The 21,706-nt window shown below is 47.5% G+C and carries 11 protein-coding genes, 2 rRNA genes and 2 pseudogenes (1 of these 15 only partly in view); 14 read left to right on the top strand and 1 reads right to left on the bottom strand.

The features are described from left to right. The 10 genes and pseudogenes from PAV_RS06900 to pssA all read left to right on the top strand — a co-directional run. A 23S ribosomal RNA gene (locus PAV_RS06900) occupies window positions 1-1,210 on the top strand (it extends 1,717 nt beyond the left edge of the window). A gap of 77 nt (window positions 1,211-1,287) precedes the next feature. After that, window positions 1,288-1,404, top strand: a 5S ribosomal RNA gene (gene rrf / locus PAV_RS06895). Window positions 1,405-1,665: 261 nt separating this feature from the next. After that, a complete protein-coding gene (pulA, locus tag PAV_RS06890) occupies window positions 1,666-8,127 on the top strand; it encodes a type I pullulanase (RefSeq protein WP_005544603.1) in 6,462 nt (2,153 codons plus the stop codon). A gap of 565 nt (window positions 8,128-8,692) precedes the next feature. Continuing rightward, window positions 8,693-9,154: a CtsR family transcriptional regulator gene (locus tag PAV_RS06885; RefSeq protein ID WP_005544602.1), complete on the top strand. Its 462-nt coding sequence runs from the start codon at window positions 8,693-8,695 to the stop codon at window positions 9,152-9,154. 51 nt (window positions 9,155-9,205) lie between these two features. Continuing rightward, window positions 9,206-9,751 (top strand): protein-arginine kinase activator protein McsA, encoded by a 546-nt coding sequence (locus PAV_RS06880; RefSeq protein ID WP_005544601.1) that lies wholly within the window; start codon window positions 9,206-9,208, stop codon window positions 9,749-9,751. A gap of 76 nt (window positions 9,752-9,827) precedes the next feature. Continuing rightward, window positions 9,828-10,895: a protein-arginine kinase McsB gene (locus tag PAV_RS06875; RefSeq protein ID WP_005544600.1), complete on the top strand. Its 1,068-nt coding sequence runs from the start codon at window positions 9,828-9,830 to the stop codon at window positions 10,893-10,895. 23 nt (window positions 10,896-10,918) lie between these two features. Beyond that, window positions 10,919-13,365, top strand: a pseudogene (clpC, locus tag PAV_RS06870) (ATP-dependent protease ATP-binding subunit ClpC). 340 nt (window positions 13,366-13,705) lie between these two features. After that, window positions 13,706-15,072, top strand: a pseudogene (gene radA, locus PAV_RS06865) (DNA repair protein RadA). A gap of 16 nt (window positions 15,073-15,088) precedes the next feature. Beyond that, complete coding sequence (gene disA / locus PAV_RS06860) at window positions 15,089-16,162, top strand: DNA integrity scanning diadenylate cyclase DisA (protein WP_005544595.1); 1,074 nt, start codon at window positions 15,089-15,091, stop codon at window positions 16,160-16,162. Between the two features lie 54 nt (window positions 16,163-16,216). Then, window positions 16,217-16,876: a CDP-diacylglycerol--serine O-phosphatidyltransferase gene (gene pssA, locus PAV_RS06855; RefSeq protein ID WP_005544594.1), complete on the top strand. Its 660-nt coding sequence runs from the start codon at window positions 16,217-16,219 to the stop codon at window positions 16,874-16,876. A 162-nt stretch (window positions 16,877-17,038) separates the two neighbouring features. Here pssA and PAV_RS06850 read toward each other — a convergent pair whose 3' ends face one another. After that, entirely contained in the window at window positions 17,039-17,434 is a 396-nt protein-coding gene (locus PAV_RS06850) for a nucleoside triphosphate pyrophosphohydrolase family protein (protein ID WP_005544593.1), read from the bottom strand. A gap of 229 nt (window positions 17,435-17,663) precedes the next feature. On the opposite strand from PAV_RS06850, the gene PAV_RS06845 reads away from it, so the two are divergent. From PAV_RS06845 to gltX, 4 genes are read left to right on the top strand one after another with little or no spacing between them, the layout of a single operon-like run. Further along, window positions 17,664-18,749, top strand: a complete 1,086-nt coding sequence (locus PAV_RS06845; protein WP_005544592.1) for a PIN/TRAM domain-containing protein — start codon at window positions 17,664-17,666, stop codon at window positions 18,747-18,749. A gap of 42 nt (window positions 18,750-18,791) precedes the next feature. Beyond that, a complete protein-coding gene (gene ispD / locus PAV_RS06840) occupies window positions 18,792-19,499 on the top strand; it encodes a 2-C-methyl-D-erythritol 4-phosphate cytidylyltransferase (protein ID WP_005544589.1) in 708 nt (235 codons plus the stop codon). Window positions 19,500-19,531: 32 nt separating this feature from the next. Beyond that, entirely contained in the window at window positions 19,532-20,014 is a 483-nt protein-coding gene (gene ispF / locus PAV_RS06835) for a 2-C-methyl-D-erythritol 2,4-cyclodiphosphate synthase (RefSeq protein ID WP_005544587.1), read from the top strand. Between the two features lie 43 nt (window positions 20,015-20,057). Beyond that, window positions 20,058-21,506: a glutamate--tRNA ligase gene (gene gltX, locus PAV_RS06830; protein ID WP_005544585.1), complete on the top strand. Its 1,449-nt coding sequence runs from the start codon at window positions 20,058-20,060 to the stop codon at window positions 21,504-21,506. The last annotated feature ends 200 nt before the right edge of the window (window positions 21,507-21,706 follow it).

Below are 21,706 nucleotides of genomic sequence, written 5' to 3'. Positions count from 1 at the left end.
ACTCGGCAAAATGACCCCGTAACTTCGGGAGAAGGGGTGCCTCGGTAGGGTGAATAGCCCGAGGGGGCCGCAGTGAAAAGGCCCAAGCGACTGTTTAGCAAAAACACAGGTCTGTGCGAAGCCGCAAGGCGAAGTATACGGGCTGACGCCTGCCCGGTGCTGGAAGGTTAAGGGGAGTGGTTAGCCGCAAGGCGAAGCTATGAACCGAAGCCCCAGTAAACGGCGGCCGTAACTATAACGGTCCTAAGGTAGCGAAATTCCTTGTCAGGTAAATTCTGACCCGCACGAATGGCGTAACGACTTGGGCGCTGTCTCAACGAGAGATCCGGTGAAATTTTAATACCTGTGAAGATGCAGGTTACCCGCGACAAGACGGAAAGACCCCATGGAGCTTTACTACAGCTTGATATTGGACTTTGGTACGGACTGTACAGGATAGGTGGGAGCCTGAGAAGCCTGAGCGCCAGCTTAGGTGGAGGCGCCGTTGGGATACCACCCTGTTCGTATCGGAGTTCTAACCTAGGACCGTAATCCGGTTCGGGGACAGTGTCAGGTGGGTAGTTTGACTGGGGCGGTCGCCTCCTAAAGAGTAACGGAGGCGCCCCAAGGTTCCCTCAGAATGGTTGGAAATCATTCGAAGAGTGCAAAGGCATAAGGGAGCTTGACTGCGAGACCTACAAGTCGAGCAGGGACGAAAGTCGGGCTTAGTGATCCGGTGGTTCCGCATGGAAGGGCCATCGCTCAACGGATAAAAGCTACCCTGGGGATAACAGGCTTATCTCCCCCAAGAGTCCACATCGACGGGGAGGTTTGGCACCTCGATGTCGGCTCATCGCATCCTGGGGCTGAAGTAGGTCCCAAGGGTTGGGCTGTTCGCCCATTAAAGCGGTACGCGAGCTGGGTTCAGAACGTCGTGAGACAGTTCGGTCCCTATCTGTCGCGGGCGTAGGAAATTTGAGAGGAGCTGTCCTTAGTACGAGAGGACCGGGATGGACGCACCGCTGGTGTACCAGTTGTTCCGCCAGGAGCATAGCTGGGTAGCTATGTGCGGAAGGGATAAGCGCTGAAAGCATCTAAGCGTGAAGCCCCCCTCAAGATGAGATTTCCCAATTAGTAAGACCCCTTGAAGACGACGAGGTAGATAGGTTGGAGGTGGAAGCACAGCAATGTGTGGAGCTGACCAATACTAATCGGTCGAGGGCTTATCCTATTTGATTCAACACGAACTTTCGCATTCAGTTTTCAAGGTATGACCTTGAACTTTATATTGGCACTAAGCCAATGCTGTTTGGTGGCGATGGCGGAGGGGTTCCACACGTACCCATCCCGAACACGACCGTTAAGCCCTCCAGCGCCGATGGTACTTGGACCGCAGGGTTCCGGGAGAGTAGGACGTCGCCAAGCACACAAAAACCACTGTTGAGATCACTCGATAGTGGTTTTTTCGTATGTTATAATCTGTTTTATAGGTTCAAAGATCGGGTTGACATGAATTAGAAGAAACCAGTATGCTTGTTGTTGTAAACGTTTACATAAGATGCTTGTTCTCATATATACATTACATATTGACCAAGGACAGTTTGAGATTTTTATTTGTTCATTTCCTTTGTCTAAAATGCAAACGTTTGCATAAATGATCTTTCACACATAGAGAGGAGAATTGTCATGAGGAAATGGAAGGCTTCAATCTCTTGTATGTTAGTTGGCGCCATATTATTGAGCGGTATGATGCCGGTTTTGGGAGGAGGGTCAGCTCAAGCCTTGCCTACAACCCTGCAATCTCAAATTCAACAGCAGCAAACACAGCGTAGAACAGTGGGGCAGACAACAGCAGAAAATGCGCTGAAGGCTGTTGATTGGAATATGGTGAAGCCGCTGGGAACGTCAACAACCGCAGGCTGGAATGGAGCTAAGCTTGATCAGATTAAACTTATGAGCGATGCAAATTATTTGTATTTTCGAGTTGATGCTGCGCATGCAGAATCTTGGCAGTACATTGATATTGCGTTGCAGATCAACGATATAGATTCAGGAGTGTCGTCCAATCCTTATCAACGACAATTCAACTATGAGAATACTAATCTAAAGCCAAATTACCATATCGTGATGGAAGCGAAGCAAGGCGGCGAGGCTGCTCTATATAAGAGTGCTTCATCTTCTCCATTGCTTCGATCAGGCGATTTACAAGGGGCATACTTCCATGTTGCAGACGAGGCTAAGGTGATAAGCGGAGCTATCCCTTTGAGTAAGCTTCATTTGAAACTGAACGATATTGTCAAAACGATAGTCGTTCTTAGTGGAGATCGAGCAGATGAGCATGGGGTATTCGATGTAATCCCAGAGACAACAGACAATGAAATTGCGAATGGTTGGAATATGAAGCAGCATCCGAACCGATTAGCGGCATATAGTGAGCCGTTCGCTGTTACCTTTGCTCCGACCATTGACGGGGTTAAAGATAGTTTGTGGGATGGGGTTGGAGCGCTTGGTCAATCCGTTACAGCGAGCACTTACGGAGAGACGCAGCTTGGTGAGATCAAGCTGATGAATGACAGCAATAAGCTGTATGTATGGGTAGACGCGCAAATGCCGAATTGGGGAGATAAGGGGCAGTTTATTGATATCGCCTTGAATGTGAATCAAGTGGACTCAGGCAATTCGGACAATCCATGGGGAGCACAATATAATTTCAGCGGGATGTCAGAAAAGCCGCAATATCATATTATGATGCGATTGAAGCAGGACAATGAGATTGAAGGCGCTGCTTTATATGACTCTTTGGATATAGGGAATCCCATACTATCAACATGGGGTGATCGTAAAGGAGCGGAGTTTGCAGTTTCCAGACAGTCGGGGTTTGAGGCGGCCATTCCGCTATACCAGCTCAAGCTAAAAAATCATGATCAACTGCGTCCAATTGTTGTTCTAAGCGGAAATGAGGACACGCATGGTGCATTCAATATAATACCGGAAGATCCGGGTAATACACGGGCAAACAGTTGGGATGAATCATCAAACCCCAATGTGCAGCGTGTATATGCCCACAATTATGAGATAAAGGGGATGAGTGACGCTCTGGAGCTAATTAGCACAGATCCGGCCAACAAGCAGCAGCATGCAGCAGTTGAAAAGCCGATTATCGTCACCTTTTCCGAACAAGTAGAAATGAATGGTCAAGGTATTACACTTGAAGAATCAAAAGGAACGACTCAATCGATAGATGTGGCGATAAAGGGACAGCAGCTGATCATTACACCGAGTCAGCCGCTTCGCTATGATACGGAGTATAAGGCGGTCATTCCAGCAGGGAGCGTTATAGGAAAGGATACCCACACACGGAATGCTGCATATACGTTCTCCTTTACGACAAAGGCTCAGCCTTCCATGCATGCTGCTATCATGGATCAGGATAATGAAGTTCGTGTCACGTTGAAGGATGTTGTTCCGAACTTGGATTACACCGCATTTGTCATTTATGATGGTACATCCAAATTGGAGGGGGTATCTGCTCAAGGTGAAGATGAGAAATCAGTAAAGATCCGTTTGTCCACACCGGTTGATGATGTGTCAAGGGCATTAACAGTACGGTATGAAGGAAATCCACGGAACATTTATAGAGATATGCCAATCAAGATGCGGGGCATTTTGGACAGTTATGTATACACAGGGAATGATTTGGGCGTTACGTATCGTTCTGCTTCAAGCAGCTTCAAAGTATGGGCGCCTACCGTTACACATGCTGCTGTGACTTTATACAATACGGCAGATACTGCAAAAGAAACGCCTAGTAGAGAAATTCCGATGCACAAGGATGCAGCTACAGGTGTATGGGCAGTTGACGTGGATGGCAACTTGAACGGAACCTATTACATGTACAAGCTACAATTCCCGGATGGAAGCATAACGTATGCACTTGATCCGTATGCGAGAACAGCATCGGTGAACAGTACAAAGTCGGCCATTGTTGAACTTGCATCAACAAATCCGGCAAACTGGGATGGCGATCGGAAACCTCCGTTCCTTGATCCAACAGACGCTATCATTTACGAATTGCATGTTCGTGATTTTTCAATTAACGAGAATTCGGGAATATCGCACGGCAACCGGGGAAAGTTTACCGCGTTTACGGAAACCGGAACGACTTTGCCAGGTAAGCCTGATATTAAGACAGGGATCGACCATTTGAAAGAGCTTGGTGTAACGCATGTTCACTTGCTTCCGACCTATGACTTCGGTTCGGTAAATGAGAAGTTGGTTGATGATACGAACTCGAAAGAGCGGAAGTTTAATTGGGGCTATGACCCGGTAAACTATAACATCCCTGAGGGATCCTATACGACCAACGCGGCGCAGGAAGACCCGGCGAAGCGAATTCGTGAGTTCAAGGCAATGGTGCAAGCGCTTCACGATCAAGGCATTCGGGTCGTGTTGGATGTCGTGTACAATCATACATTTGTAACTGGCTTGGAGTCCGATATGTCGGTATTTGATAAGATTGTACCGGGTTATTTCTATCGGAGCGATGAGCAAGGCAACTTAACAAATGGTTCCGGTGTAGGAAATGAAGTAGCAACAGAACGTCCTATGGTTAGCAAGTACGTACAGGATTCCGTAAGGTATTGGGCAGAGGAATACAATGTAGACGGTTTCCGCTTCGACTTGATGAAGCTGATCGATTTGCAGACGACACGCGCCATTGTTCATGATCTAAAAGAGATTGACCCGAGCATCATTATCTATGGCGAGCCATGGTCAGGGGGCAGCACACCGCTAGCTGCGGAATTGCAGATTGAGAAGGGTAAACAGCGGGGAGAAGGATTCGCAGTATTCAATGACAATATTCGTGGGGCCATTAAGGGTGGAAGTGACGATGCTTCCACAGGTTTCGCGACAGGGGCCGAAGGTAAAGAGGCGGATGTGGTGAAGGGGCTGCTCGGTGCAATTACAGACTTTACGGCTTCTCCGACGGAGACGATTAATTATGTAACTGCGCATGATAACTTGAATTTGTGGGATAAAGTGCTGAAGACACAAGGAAATGATGCGGACATTAAACGTAATCCATTCGCTACCTTGACAGAGCCGAATGTACTAGATAACGAGACAGTGAAACGCTCGCTGCTTGCAAATGGTATCGTTCTCACGGCGCAAGGAATTCCGTTCCTTCATGCAGGAGATGAGCTGCTACGAAGCAAGTTCGGAGATCATAACAGCTATGAGAGCCCAGATGCGATTAATCAAATCATATGGAAGCAGAAGGCGGAGTACAAACCAGTATTTGATTACTTGAAAGGTCTTATCGAGCTTCGGACAGCACATCCTGCTTTCCGCATGACAAAGAAGGATGAGGTCACTTCAAACTTACAAGTTTACCGTCAAGAAGGTCAGGTTATTGCATTCAAGTTGAATAACTTTGCGAATGGGGATAAGTGGCGCAATATCGTCGTCATTTATAACGGTTCGACTGCATCGCAAGAGGTTGCATTGCCAACTCCGGACGAATGGAACATTGTCGTGGATCATACGTCTGCCGGTGTGGAGACGATTCGTATGGTGGAGGGCGGCAAGGTAGAGGTAGCCGGATTGTCCATGATGGTGTTGTACGATCAGGAGAATGATTATACACCGACAGCGACAAAGCTTGAAGTAGCATCTTCTACACTTGGGTTAGAGCCTGGAACAAGCTCTCGCTTAACAGCAGTGGTGCGCGATCAGAAGGGACGTCCGATGTTCACTGAGAACGTAACATGGTCAACCTCCGATGCTGCGGTGGCAGTCATGAACAATGGAGGCAAAGTAACGGCAGTGAAGGAAGGAGCCGCAGTCCTTACCGCAACCTCAGGCAAATTGACGGCACAGGTAAATGTGAAAGTAGCGAAGCTTGTTCCTATGACGCTGTCCATTAACGGTTCAGATTCAATTTTTGAGGGGCGCACATTACCATTTACAGCTGCAGTCAAGGATCAATTCGGACAGATGATGTCCAGTGCAGCTGTAGAGTGGAGTTCGTCGGATGCAACAGTGGCCAGAATCGATCGCGCTGGGAAGGTAACAGGTGTGAGGGAAGGAACAGCTGTCATTACAGCTCGAGCTGGAGCAGTAGAGGCATCGAAGAATGTAGTGGTTAAGCCGTTCCTGAAGCGCTATGTTCAAATTAACTATGTTCGTCCAGACGCGAAATATGACAACTGGGGACTGTGGGTATGGCAGACTGGTGTAAAAGATGACGGTCATGAGTTCCAGCGTATTGATAAGGGAATGGCGACTGCCACGATTGAAATCGCACCAGAAGCTGAATCGATTGGATTTATTGTCAAAAAAGGAAACTGGGAAGCGAAAGATATCGATGCCAATCGGTTCATTAAGACGAATTTGGATGACTCCCTAACCAAGGTATATATATATAGCGGGCAGGAAGCTTTCAAGACGCTACCTTCGGTAGCTGGCCCGGTTCAAGAGAAAAGTCAGATTACGTTCTATTATCGGGATAAGTCGTTATTTGCCAGCGGTGAGCAGGATCACATCACCAAGGCTGATGTTGTGATCAACAACAAGTCTTACCCAATGACGTACGATGAGGAAAATGAACGGTTCGTCTACGTAATGGTGAACGCAGCGAATGGCGAATATTCGTACAAATTCTCCATAACAAAGGATGGGATAACAAACGAACTGAATGATCCGCACAATACCGTAAACGGGCGCTCGATTGTCGTTGTGAAAGACGCGGGAACAGACCCAGGTACAAAGCCGGATAAAGAATCGGGTACAGACACTGGAAGCAGCTCTGGAAATGAAAACGATAGCAAGGATCGCAACCGTGGCGGTGGTTCTGTCGGGGTACAAGAGCAATTCAAGGGAATGACTGTAACCACAGAAGGTGTCCGCTTTGAGCCTTCATCGATTAAGCGCGTAAATAATATGGATGGAACGAAGACATCTGAGCTGCAAATTAGCAATGAAGAGATTGATGCGATGACTCGATTCACTGATACTGCATCAGGCAAGCAGCTATGGATGATTTCAGCGCCGACGGAAGAAGATGATGTGCACATACGATTCCCAGTGAAAAAGCTAAGGAGTGCGATTGAAAGGCTTGCTCATTTGGAGATTGAGGTACAGACAGGGGCAGGACGCTATCAGCTTCCAATGAAGCAGCTTAGAGAATGGAACGGTGATTATGCACCACAACAATTGTCCTTGCGTATGAAGAAGCCATCCAATGATTTGATGAAGGAAATTGCGACTGCTGCTTCCACATTATCTGGCGCACGCTTGATGTCAGCTGTACAGTTCGAACTGAATTGGGAACAGGATGGGAAATCCGCATCAATTCCTGATCGAGCAGGCAGCTTTACGGCAGGTTCCATTCGAATACCGGGCAGCCAAAGCTTAGGGGAAATGACAGCTCTGAAGTACAATGCTATGATAAAATCATTTTCATTCGTACCGTCTTGGGTGGAGCGTTCTGAGAAGGATACCCAATCCACAATGAACATGAAGCACAGCTACAATGGCAACTTTGTTGTTATCCAATACGCTCCGAGCTTCGGAGATGTAAATGGACACTGGGCGAAGTCGATTGTGGAAATGCTTGCTTCCAAGCTAATAGTCCAAGGGCGTGATGGTGGACAATTCGCTCCGAATGCTGCCGTAACTCGAGCAGAATTTGTAACCATGCTTATGCGTGGATTAGGATATGGCGATGTTCAAGCTCGTACCTTATCTAAGGAAGCGTTCAAAGATGTTTCAGTATCAGCTTGGTATGCAGATGCGGTATTAATTGCAGCTCAACTGAAGCTCATACAGGGAGATGAAAATGGATTCTTCCATCCAAATGCCCCAGTCACTCGCGAGCAAATGGCACAAATGCTAGTCAATGCTGCACATATTGCAGGACATGATTTGCAAGCTGAGAAGGATCATGCTGTAGAGGCTATGGATTATTATAAGGATGTAGAACAAATCAAAGACTGGGCAAGAGTGGCTACGAGTAAAGCACTCACTTCCGGGTTACTCAACGGCTATCAAGACCGTACACTGCGTTCTAGCGAAAAGGCTACACGAGCAGAAGCGGGAGCTGCTTTGAAACGACTTCTTGCAATTCTTCATTATATTGCAGAATAATACGGATACTCCCGTGTCGTCCGCTGTGCGGCAGCGGGAGTATTTTTATATCGGTTTTCACTCGGTATCATGCAACTTCTGCTCTAAACTGAATTTGTTATTCACATGTGCATAAATGTTCTTCACTAGCTGTAATATGTACACCATAAATATTTTTGCCTGTGAACAATCTCTAGGACGGAGAATTTTCTATTTTTTATTCACACTGTACGCATCAATTATCCACTTATGTGGAGAATAGGCGTGATATCCACAACATTCATCGCATGAATGGGGCTTACCAATAATAGCGAATTTGAATATACTGCGTAATCGAGATGTACAGAGATAAATGAATTTCCTTGGAAGAAGGTTATCCACATAAAAGTGTAGAATAGCTGATGAAATTGATCTAAAACAGTTGCAAATTCATATAAGTGCGCTATAATAAATGTAAAGTCAAAGAAAGTCAAAGTCAGACTAATAGTCAAAAAAGTTCAAAATATTAAGCCAAAACAGAATAAGTGAGGCTTATATTTGGTTAAACCTAATATAGAGACTACTTTAAGCGGAAAGGGGGGAGACAATGCGCAACATTTCCGACCTGATCGAGCACTATCTGAAGCATATCCTACTTGAGAGTTCGGAAGGCGCCGTAGAGATTCAACGCAATGACTTAGCTGAACAATTCTCTTGCGTACCATCACAGATTAATTATGTAATCAGCACGCGCTTTACATTGGAGAAGGGATACGTCGTTGAGAGCAAGCGCGGCGGAGGAGGATACATTCGCATCCAGCGAATTGACTTGCCGGCGCATCAAGCGATTCATAATCATTTGTGCGAGTCCATTGGAGAGCGGATCGAACAAAGTGCCGCTGAGGGACTTATCTATCAACTGGAAGAAGCGAAATTCATCTCCCGCCGGGAAGCGAATCTGCTGCGGGCTGCAGTATCTCGAGATAACTTGACAGTGAAGCTTCCTTATCGCGACGAGTTGCGTGCTCGGTTGCTCCGATCCATGCTGTTGGCTTTATTGAGCAAATAAAGGCTGGATGTAAGCAAAACGGAAGCTATCTATAAAGGAGGAGAGACGGTTATGGTGTGTCAACAATGTGGTCAGAAACCGGCTACCCTGCATTTTACGAAAATTATTAATGGACAGAAGACGGAATTTCACATTTGTGAATCATGTGCTCGGGAAAAAGGCGAATGGATTCCAGGCACGGCGAACGGATTCTCCATCCATAATTTATTGTCGGGTTTGCTTGATTTCGATTTGACAGGCAGCAAGCAAGGAGCTAAGGAAGATGCGAAGCCGCAGCCAATGCGCTGTGAGAAGTGCGGACTTACCTATGCGCAATTTGGTAAGCTAGGGCGTTTTGGATGCGATGAGTGCTACACCTTTTTCGGCGATCGCTTGGATCCACTCTTGAAGCGGGTTCACGGCAATACCATACACGTAGGTAAAATTCCGAAGCGTGGAGGGGGACGGATTCAGCGCAGACGCGAGCTGGAAGAGCTGAAGAAGCAGCTACAGTACAGCATTTTGCGTGAAGAGTTCGAGGAGGCGGCTAACTTGCGTGACCGCATTCGCGAGCTGGAGAATCAACCGCCTAGCGATTCTGAGCGAAGCAGTTCCTAATAGCTCTCACAGGATATAAGTGATATCGAGGGAGTAAGATGACATTAAGCAGTGCGAATTGGAAGGAGATGACGAGATGACAGAGCGACGATTTATTGATGAAGCCCTAAGCGATTGGATGCGCGGCACGGGCCCTGATTCCGATATCGTCATTAGCAGCCGTATCCGTGTGGCGCGGAATATTAGCGGGCTGCCGTTCCCACTCTTGGCTACGAATCAGCAATCAGCTGAGGTGTTGAATCGTTTGTCAGCAGTCATGAAAGACCCGGAATTTGCGCAATTGAATCACTTTCATGAATTAGAGCTGGCAGAGCTTAGCGATACAGAGAAGCAAGTGCTTGTAGAGAAGCATTTAATATCCCCGAATTTAGCGAATGAGTCCCGCAACGGTGCAGTTATTGTAAGTGAGGATGAATCGACCAGCATTATGATTAATGAGGAAGATCATCTTCGTATTCAATGTCTGTATCCAGGACTGCAAATTCGTGAAGCGTGGGAGCAAGCGAGTCGGATCGATGATGTGTTCGAATCGCATATCGATTACGCTTTTGATGAGAAAAGAGGGTTTTTGACGAGTTGCCCGACGAATGTTGGTACAGGAATTCGAGCATCGGTGATGATGCATTTGCCGGCATTGGTTATGACGCAGCAAATCAACCTCATGCTTCAGGCCGTAACCCAGGTAGGTCTGGCAGTTAGGGGCATATATGGAGAAGGTAGCGAAGCGATCGGCAACCTGTTCCAAATTTCAAATCAGATTACGTTGGGTCAATCCGAATCTGAGATTATTGATAATTTGTACAGTGTTGTGAAGCAATTAATCGAGCATGAGAAGGCAGCACGTGAGCAGCTCCTGACGAGCAATCGCATTCGGTTAACGGATCGCATATGCCGTTCCTATGGAATTTTGAAGCATGCAGTAATTATGGACTCAAAAGAAGCCGCACAACGGTTGTCCGACATCAGGCTTGGTTCTGACCTTGGCATCTTGCAGCATATTCAGCCATCAGATCTGAATGAACTGTTGGTCATGACACAGCCAGGCTTCTTACAACATAAATACAACACGGCATTATCTGCAGAAGATCGAGATACACATCGTGCGAAGATGATTCGCGAGACGTTATCCAAATCTAAATCATAATGTAATATGGAGGTGCAACACATATGATGTTCGGTAGATTTACAGAACGTGCGCAGAAAGTATTAGCTTTGGCACAGGAAGAAGCTGTTCGACTGGGGCATAACAATATTGGTACGGAGCATATTTTGCTTGGACTTATTCGTGAAGGCGAAGGCATTGCGGCGAAAGCGCTCGTAGCGCTCGGTCTTGGCTTGGAAAAGATTCAGGACGAAGTCGAAACATTGATTGGGCGCGGTCAAGAGCAGCCGCTTAATATTGCGTATACGCCGCGTGCGAAGAAAGTTATTGAACTGTCCATGGACGAAGCTCGCAAGCTTGGCCACACCTATGTGGGAACAGAGCACATCCTGCTTGGCTTGATTCGTGAAGGGGAAGGCGTAGCGGCACGTGTGCTGAACAACCTCGGCATCAGCTTGAATAAAGCGCGCCAACAAGTGCTGCAACTGCTTGGCAGCAGTGAGGCTGTATCCAGCCATCACGGCCAGTCGCAAAATGTAAGCACACCGACACTGGACAGCTTGGCTCGCGACCTGACTGCGGTAGCGAAGGAAGGCAATCTGGATCCGGTTATCGGACGTTCGAAGGAGATTGAGCGAGTTATCCAAGTATTGAGCCGACGCACGAAGAACAATCCAGTGCTTATCGGTGAGCCTGGGGTTGGTAAGACGGCTGTAGCAGAAGGCTTGGCACAAAAGATTATTAACAATGAAATCCCAGAGACGTTGCGTGATAAGCGTGTAATGACGCTTGATATGGGTTCAGTTGTCGCTGGTACGAAATACCGCGGTGAATTTGAGGATCGTTTGAAAAAATTATGGATGAAATTCGCCAAGCGGGTAACGTTATCCTGTTCATTGATGAGTTGCATACGTTGATCGGCGCCGGTGGAGCTGAGGGGGCGATTGATGCTTCTAACATCTTGAAGCCGGCATTGGCTCGCGGTGAGCTGCAATGCATTGGGGCAACAACGCTTGATGAATATCGTAAATATATTGAGAAGGACGCAGCGCTCGAACGACGCTTCCAGCCGATTACGGTAGATCAACCGACACCGGAAGAAGCTATCCAAATTTTGACTGGGTTGCGCGATCGCTACGAGGCACACCATCGCGTGAAAATTACCGATGAAGCGATTGAGCAAGCAGTGAAGCTGTCAGATCGCTATATTACGGATCGCTTCCTGCCTGATAAAGCAATCGATCTGATCGATGAGGCGAGCTCCAAAGTACGTCTTCATACGTACACAGTACCGCCTAATTTGAAAGAGCTTGAAGCACGATTGGAGGATATTCGCAAGGAGAAGGATGCTTCCGTACAGAGCCAAGAATTCGAGAAGGCTGCTGCACTTCGCGATACAGAGCAGAAGATGCGCGAGGAACTGGAAACGGTTCGCAACCAGTGGAAAGAGAAACAAGGACGCGTAGACTCCGAGGTAACACCGGAAGATATCGCTCAAGTTGTAGCAAGCTGGACGGGAATTCCGGTATTGAAGCTGAAGGAAGAAGAGACGGAACGCTTGCTCAAGATGGAAGAGATTCTCCATCAGCGTGTGATTGGCCAGGATGAAGCAGTGAAGGCTGTGAGCCGGGCAATCCGCCGTGCGCGTGCAGGGTTGAAAGATCCGAAGCGCCCAATGGGCTCCTTCATCTTCCTTGGACCTACTGGGGTTGGTAAAACAGAACTTGCGCGTGCCTTGGCTGAATCTTTGTTTGGTGACGAGAATGCCGTAATCCGCATCGATATGTCTGAATATATGGAGAAGCATTCAACAGCTCGTCTCGTAGGAGCGCCTCCGGGATATGTCGGCTATGAGGAAGGCGGCCAATTGACGGAAAAGGTTCGCCGCAAGCCATACTCTGTCGTCCTGTTGGATGAAATCGAGAAGGCACATCCGGAAGTATTCAACATCTTACTTCAGGTGCTGGAGGACGGTCGTCTAACGGATTCGAAAGGACGCGTCGTTGATTTCCGCAATACGCTAATCATCTTGACCTCTAACGTTGGTGCGGAAGCGATCAAGCGGAATTCTACGCTGGGCTTCACAGCAATCGATGACGCTGGCAAGGATTACAACAACATGAAGGACAAAGTAATGGGCGAGTTAAAGAAGAGCTTCCGTCCTGAATTCTTGAACCGGATTGATGAAATTATCGTGTTCCACTCACTGGAACAACAGCATATCGCTGAGATTGTATCCCTTATGGCCGGAGAACTTCGCAAGCGCCTGAAGGAACAAGATGTCGATTTCCAATTGACAGATAATGCGAAGAATTTCCTCGCGAAGGAAGGCTTCGATCCAGCGTACGGCGCACGTCCGCTGCGCAGAGCGATTCAGAAGCATATCGAGGATCGTCTGTCAGAGGAACTGCTGAAGGGCAATGTAAGCAAAGGCGATTCCGTCGTTATCGACGAGAAGGACGGCGAGTTGGTTGTCCTGCATAATAAGGAAGCCAATACAGCTAATGTGTAAATAAGATATAGATTCACAAGAGAATCGTGCTCTCCCTTGCAAAAAGGGAGGGTAAGATTCTCTTTTTGTTTTTTATGTAAATAAGGAGGGAGATATAATGTATGGCTTACAGCTCGTTAAAGCAGAGACATTAATTTAGGGAGTCTAGCTATAGCGTTAGGCAAAAAGGTTTTTCACCGTTTTATTGTCATGGTGTGAGCCTGTTTATGCTTATGATATGCTAAAGCACTTTATCCGCCTTCTTAAAAATGGTAAACTATTGAGTAATGAGTAACGAGGTACCTGTTTGCGGACATGGTGACCGACGACTTGCAGCACATTGATTAGGAGTGTCGGCTTCATGGCCAAAGTTAAGACGAAATTTTATTGTTCGGAATGTGGATACGAATCACCGAAGTGGATGGGAAAATGTCCAGGCTGTAGTGAGTGGAATACGATGGTGGAAGAGCGGGAGACTGTTGTAAAGACTGCCGGTGTGCATTCTTCCTTGATCCAAACGAAAGAAAAACCGCAATCTATCATACACATAGAAAGTGGACGTGAACCCCGGCTCACCACGACACTTAGCGAACTGAATCGAGTTTTGGGCGGGGGGTTGTCCCAGGCTCGCTGATTCTAGTGGGGGGAGACCCTGGTATCGGGAAGTCCACACTCCTATTGCAAACCTCGAATGCACTTGCCGCCAGCGGCCTCAAGGTGCTGTACGTATCTGGGGAAGAATCGATGCGTCAGACCAAGCTTAGGGCAGATCGCCTCGGTGTATTGTCAGAGAATCTATTCGTTCTTAGTGAGACGAATTTGCAATATATCGAGGAAGCGCTGGAAGCAGCACAGCCTGATTTCCTTGTCATTGATTCCATACAGACTGTATTTCAACCATCGGTTGAGTCTGCTCCCGGCAGCGTTGCGCAAGTACGCGAATGCACAAGCACATTCATGCGCATCGCTAAAGGCAAGGGAATTGCTACTGTCCTCGTTGGACATGTGACGAAGGAAGGGGCAATCGCGGGTCCGCGTCTCCTTGAACATATGGTAGACTGTGTCCTTTATTTTGAAGGAGAGCGGCATCATTCTTACCGAATCTTGCGAGCTGTGAAGAATCGGTTCGGATCGACGAATGAGATTGGCATCTTCGAAATGACGGAGGGCGGACTTGTTGGAGTGAAGAACCCATCCGAAATGTTCCTACAGGAAAGACCGCTCGGTGTAGCAGGCTCTACGGTTGTTGCCAGCCTAGAAGGGACACGTCCTGTACTTGTTGAAATGCAGGCGCTCGTATCGGCGACGAATTTTCCTTCCCCGCGCCGAATGGCGACAGGCATTGATCATCATCGGCTGGCGCTTATTATTGCGGTCTTAGAGAAGCGAATGGGGATGTTCCTGCAGAATCAGGATGCCTATGTGAATGTAGCGGGTGGAATTAAGCTAGATGAGCCGGCCGTTGACTTAGCGATGGCGGTTGCGATTGCTTCCAGCTTCCGAGATATGCCGACTCAGCCGTTCGATGTTGTCTTTGGCGAAATAGGGCTCACTGGTGAGGTTCGCGGCGTCTCTCGTGCAGAGCAGCGTGTGAAGGAAGCAGAGAAACTTGGTTTTAAGCGCATTATATTACCAGAGAAGAGCTTGCGCGGTTGGAAACCGCCTGCCAATATTGAAATTGTTGGAGTAAATACGGTTGCTGAAGCATTAGCTGTGGCGTTAGGTTAGGGGGCATAGATATAGAATGAAGGAAAGCCAACTGGATATTATGAACGATCTGTTGCGGATGGTGGCACCCGGAACGCCTTTCCGCGACGGATTGGAGAACGTGCTGCGTGCGAAAACAGGCGCACTGATTGTTGTTGGATACAGTCCGGAAGTGATGGAGGTTGTGGACGGCGGATTCTCCATCAATTGCGACTTTTCGCCAAGTTATCTGTATGAACTGGCCAAGATGGACGGTGCCATTATCTTGAGCGAGGACATTAAGCGAATTCTTTATGCGAACACGCAGCTTATTCCTGATTCCTCCATTCCATCTACCGAGACAGGCATTCGGCACCGGACAGCGGAGCGGGTAGCGAAGCAGACCGGCAAGCTGGTAGTGTCCATTTCCCAGCGTCGAAATGTCATTACTTTGTATCAAGGCAGTCTCCGCTATGCGTTGAAGGAGATTGGCGTCATTCTCACAAAGGCGAATCAAGCGATTCAAACATTGGAAAAATATAAGGTTGTCCTCGTACAGGGCATGACGAATTTGACTGCATCCGAGTTTGAAGAATTGGTTACCTTATACGATGTCGTAAATGTTGTGCAACGCATTGAGATGGTGTTACGTATTAAGATGGAGATCAAGCGTTATATTAACGAGCTGGGTACAGAGGGACGCCTCATCAGCATGCAGCTCGAAGAGCTTGTAAGCAATACTGAGGAAGACGCTTGGTTGCTCTTGAAGGATTACGCCCGGGACGGAAGCGATGAGAAAGTTCGTGAGATTATTGCCCAACTTAAAAAATGCACGGCTGATGAACTGCTGGATACCCATCATTTAATAAGACTGCTCGGTTACCCGACGACGAGCACGATTCAGGAAGAATCCGTATCGCCGCGCGGATACCGCGTTCTTAGCAAGATCCCAAGACTTCCTAACGTCATTATTCAGAATCTGGTCGAAACATTCCAATTCCTCCCTCATGTGATGATGGCGACGATTGAAGAATTGGATGAAGTAGACGGAATTGGGGAAGTACGCGCACGCGCGATCAAAGAAGGTCTTAAGCGGATTCAGGAGCAGGTCTTCATTGACAGGCAAATTTGATTTTCCTACAATGAAAGGACGTACGTTGGGCATAGTAAAATTAGAGGTGAACCTATGATTACAAAGTCCATTCCGAGCTTGTTTACGATCGGTAACTTATCACTCGGAATTATTTCCATTATGCTTGCGTTTCACGGTGACTACAACTTAGCAGCTCTTATGATCATTATTGCCATGTTGCTCGACGGACTGGATGGGCGCGTTGCGCGTGCACTGAATGCACAGAGTGAGTTCGGTAAGGAACTGGACTCATTGTCCGATGTGATTTCCTTCGGTGTAGCGCCAGCTTTTATTATGTATGCCGTCGCCTTTACTGATATTAACCCGGTGCTGGCTTGCATCGTTACCGCACTCTTCCCAATCTGTGGTGCACTGCGCCTTGCGCGCTTTAACGTTAAGGATGGTATTCCAGGGTACTTCATTGGCTTGCCAATCCCAGCAGCTGGCGGTGTAGCTTGTACACTTGCTTTATTCCATGAGAGCATTCCGGAAGCTTATCTTATCATTGCGATGATATTGTTATCCTACTTAATGGTTAGTACGGTAAAATATCCGAACTTTAAGAAGGTAGGTATTCCGAAGAAAGCCATTTGGATTACACCGTTTGTCATTGCAGGGGCGGTAGCAATTGCGGTATGGCAGCCGGAACAAACACCAAAATTGATTTTTGTACCGCTGGTGCTGTATGCACTGCTCGGATTAAAAAAACGTTAGAATGCTGAATCGACGCCGCAAAAAGCAGCTTGAGGCAGAAGAGTGGTACCAATCGAAGCATTCCTAAGCTTACGGAATAAAAAAGAAAAGCACTTGCAGGCGAGCTATTTGCCAGCAGGTGCTTTTTTGTATGGTTTCCTATGATTTCCATTTACTCTTTTATCAGGATAAGTTGAATATCCCCAGAGTCTGGCATTTACTCGATTCTTGTTTAACAACATCCTCTAACTCAATATCAAGCAGGTTGCAGAGTGCAGACATATAGAAAAGATGCTTACCGAGTTCACTCTTCACCACATCCTTGCAGTTCTCGCATAAATGTCCTTGGACATGGGATTCGAGAATTCGCTTCGCTTGATCTACATCCATGTCGTCATGATAAGGCTGTCGTTTCGCGTGCAGCTCCAAGCATCCACATTCCGTAATCGCTTTTGTAATCGCGCGGTTTACCGAGGCATCGGACTGTCCGTATTTCGAAAGAATGTCCAGCAAGCTTCGGTGTCTTAACAATAAATCGCCGACTTGATCCTGCAAAGATTGCAAACTGGAAGTACTCATTTCTCATCCACCTCTATTCATGGAATCGTGGGTAGCCCGAGCCATACCACTCAAGAGACTCACGTTAATTTAGTGCTCCGCAAACAGTAATTACTCCCCTATTATACTTCTGGGAATTCCCACATTTCAACTTCGCCTCAAATTTAAAATTGTGCGAGTGGACGGTTAGGAGCGGAGGGGTTGGGCCATAATTGTAAAGATATCCAATTTAGACAAGGAGGTGGACTTCGTGTTCAGACGATTATTTTATGCGGTGGCAGGATTGATCGGAGCATGGAGTGGGATTGAGTTCCATCGATATTGGAATATGCAGTCGATGGAGTTTTCGTCATTATCCAACCCTGGAATAACTTCTAACGGATTGTTATGGGCGCTTGGCGGGGCATTTTGCTTTATTGTGATGGGTCGTGCACTTTTTACGCCATTGGCACGGGTATGGAGCATGGTAGAGGAACGTATGGTAAGTATGTCAGCAGGAATGCTGCTGTCAGGAGCTTCAGGGGCATTACTCGGATTGTCCTTCGGTGCCTTGCTTGCACCGGTGTTCGAGCCGTTCGGGATAGTAGGACGTATGATTTCAGTCTGTTTGGTTGTTTTATTGTCAGCAGCAGGCATGCAAGCGGCACTTATGAAGCGGGAAGAAATCGTGAAGTGGTTTTCTTCATTCCGGCTACCAGAGCGGGGAGAGGAGAAGACAAGGGGCATGGAAGAACATAAAATTTTAGACACAAGCGTCATCATTGATGGCCGCATTGCAGATATATGCAAGACGGGGTTCATTGAAGGAACCATTGTCATTCCAGAATTCGTTCTGGAGGAGCTTCAGCATATCGCGGATTCTTCGGATTTGCTCAAGCGCAATCGTGGACGCAGAGGTTTAGACATTTTGAATAAGATTCAAAAGGAACTGGAAGTAAAGGTGCTCATATATGAAGGGGATTTTGAAGAGATCTCCGAGGTAGACAGCAAGCTGGTCAAGCTTGCGAAGCTGCTGAAGGGCAAGGTTGTAACGAATGATTTCAACTTGAATAAGGTATGCGAACTGCAAGGCGTGTCTGTGCTCAATATTAATGATCTTGCAAATGCAGTGAAGCCAGTCGTCCTGCCGGGAGAAGAAATTGTTGTTCAAGTTATTAAGGATGGTAAAGAGCACGGACAAGGCGTAGCCTATTTGGATGACGGTACAATGATCGTCGTTGAAGGCGGCCGAGACTATATCGGTATGACAATGGAGGTTCTCGTGACAAGTGTGCTGCAGACCTCTGCTGGTCGAATGATATTTGCCAAGCCAAAACTGTTGGAAAAAGCCCAATAAACAGGTATGATGGGGATACTACCATCATGGGGGTTAGCAAGGATGGACAGAGGGTTTGGCGTGGTCATCGTCGCTGCCGGAAAAGGCACGCGCATGGGTACGGAAGAGAGTAAGCAGTATTTGCAATTAAAGGACAAGCCAGTAATCATCCATACAGTAGAGCGGTTCCAAGCCATGGAGGAATGCGAGTCAATCGCATGGGTAACTTCGGCACAGGATTCTACGCGGTGCGAAGCATGGGTGAAACAATACGGATTGCATAAGGTACAAGACATCGTCGCAGGGGGCAAGGAGAGACAGCATTCAGTATATGCTGGCCTCCAGGCTCTGAAATCGCGCGGCATTGAGTATGTATGTATCCATGATGGTGTACGGCCCTTTGTAGAGCCGGGCAAAGTAAGCGCATGTTATGATGCGGCCCGGCAGCACAGAGCGGCCGTATTGGCCGTTCCGGTCAAGGATACCATTAAGCAGGTGGACAATTCCGGTATCATTACGGCAACGCCTGATCGCAGCAGATTATGGGCCATTCAGACACCTCAGGCTTTCAGGCTGGAGGATGTAATGGCTGCACATGAGCTTGCTGAGCAGGATCAATTCGTTGGAACAGACGATGCAATGCTCGTTGAGCGGATGGGAATTGCTGTTCATGTGGTAGAGGGAAGCTATACGAACATTAAGCTGACGACGCCAGATGATCTGGAGTGGGCTGAATGGTGGCTGTCTCGCCATAAGGCTTCAAGAACTTGAATCTAGAGGCAGAAGGAGAGGGAGGCATTCGGATGATTAGAGTGGGTCAAGGATTCGATGTTCATCAGTTGGTAGAAGGACGCCCGTGTATTATCGGCGGTGTTCGTATTCCGTACGAGAAGGGATTGCTTGGGCATTCAGATGCTGATGTGCTTTTGCACACGGTCAGTGATGCTATTTTGGGTGCGCTTGGACTAGGGGATATAGGCAAGCATTTTCCAGATACGGATCCAGCATTCAAAGATGCAGACAGCATGAAGCTGTTAGAACATGTATGGGCACTGGCTGTTGAGCGGGGGTATCGTCTAGGCAACATTGACTGCACAATCATTGCACAGAAGCCGAAGATGCTGCCGCATATCCCGGCTATGGTAGCGAATATTGCTAGGGCGCTCGGAGCGGAAGAATCGCAGGTGAATGTAAAGGCTACAACAACAGAGCAGCTAGGCTTTGCAGGGCGTGGCGAAGGAATTGCCGCACAGGCTGTTGTCTGCTTATTTCACAATATGGTATGATGAAATGATTAATGGAAAGACAAAGTACGGGAGTGAAGCAATCATGAATAACGATATTCGAGTTCGTTACGCACCAAGCCCAACAGGACACTTACATATTGGCAATACGCGTACGGCATTGTTTAATTATTTGTTCGCACGCCACCATGGGGGGAAATTCATCGTTCGAATCGAGGATACGGACGTGAAGCGCAATGTGGAAGGCGGAGAAGAGAACCAATTTACGTATATGAAGTGGCTCGGCATGAATTGGGATGAAAGCGTTGATGTAGGCGGCGAATATGGGCCTTATCGCCAGACGGAGCGCTTGGATATCTACAATAAATATGTGAATGAGTTGCTTGAGCGTGGTCTTGCGTATCGCTGCTATTGTACGGAAGATGAGCTTGCAGCGGAGCGAGAGGCACAGGTTGAGCGCGGCGAAACGCCGAAGTATTCCGGCAAGTGCTGCAGCTTGTCTGCAGAAGACCATGCTCGTTTGGAAGCAGAAGGGCGTAAGCCGAGCATTCGCTTCCGTGTACCGCAAGGACGCTCGTATACATTTAACGACATGGTTAAAGGTGAAATTACGTTTGAATCGGATACAACAGGCGACTGGGTAATCGTGAAAAAGGATGGCATTCCGACTTACAATTTCGCAGTGGTTATCGATGACCATTTGATGCGGATGTCCCACATCCTGCGCGGGGAAGACCATGTTACCAATACCCTTCGCCAGCTTATGATTTTTGAAGCGTTCGGATGGGAAGCTCCTATCTTCGGTCATATGACGCTGATCGTTAACGAGAACCATAAGAAGCTGAGCAAGCGGGACGAATCCATTATTCAATTTATCGAGCAGTATGAGCAGCTCGGTTACTTGCCAGAAGCAATGGTCAACTTCATTGCGCTGCTTGGCTGGTCCCCTAAAGGTGAAGAAGAGATATTCTCTTTGGAAGAGCTGATCTCGATCTTCGACGAGACACGCTTGTCCAAGAGTCCTGCTGTATTTGATACGAATAAGCTGACGCATATTAATAATACGTATATGAAGAAAGCTGATCCCGACCGCATTGCGGCATTAGCGATTCCTCATCTTCAACGTGCAGGACGCTTGCCGGACCAGTTGAATGAAGAGCAGCAAGCATGGGCGGCTGCGCTTGTGAAGCTGTATCAGGAGCAAATGAACTGTGCTTCCGATATTGTGGAATTGTCAGAGATGTTCTTCCGTGAAGAGCTTGTCATCGATGAAGAAGCAAAGTCTGTACTGGCTGAAGAACAGGTTCCAACTGTATTGTCCGCACTTCGTTCGAAGCTGGAAGTTGCTGCGACTTGGGATGCGGATACGATCAAGGCATCGTTAAAGGAAGTACAGAAGGAAACGGGCGCTAAGGGCAAAGGCTTGTTTATGCCGGTTCGTGTTGCTGTATCTGGTCAAATGCACGGTCGAGATTTAAACGAAACGATCGTTCTGTTAGGCAAAGAGAAGGTTCTTGCTCGCTTGAACGCATAGAGATTCACTGGAAACGAGGATGCCATTGATGGTTCAGATTCGAAGTTGTGCAACTTTCAAGGTTTGGTTATTGTCATGCAGCACATGCTTCGAATATACTTACGATAGAATCCTTTTCATAAATTCGTTCTGAACAAAAGTCATGCAAAGAGCTGTATGAATGAGAATACGAACAATAGCGTTGAACGGGAGAGTATAAG

The sequence above is a fragment of the Paenibacillus alvei DSM 29 genome, from assembly GCF_000293805.1.
Classification (GTDB): Bacteria; Bacillota; Bacilli; order Paenibacillales; family Paenibacillaceae; genus Paenibacillus_B; species Paenibacillus_B alvei.
This window is presented reverse-complemented; position numbering and strand designations above follow the sequence as displayed.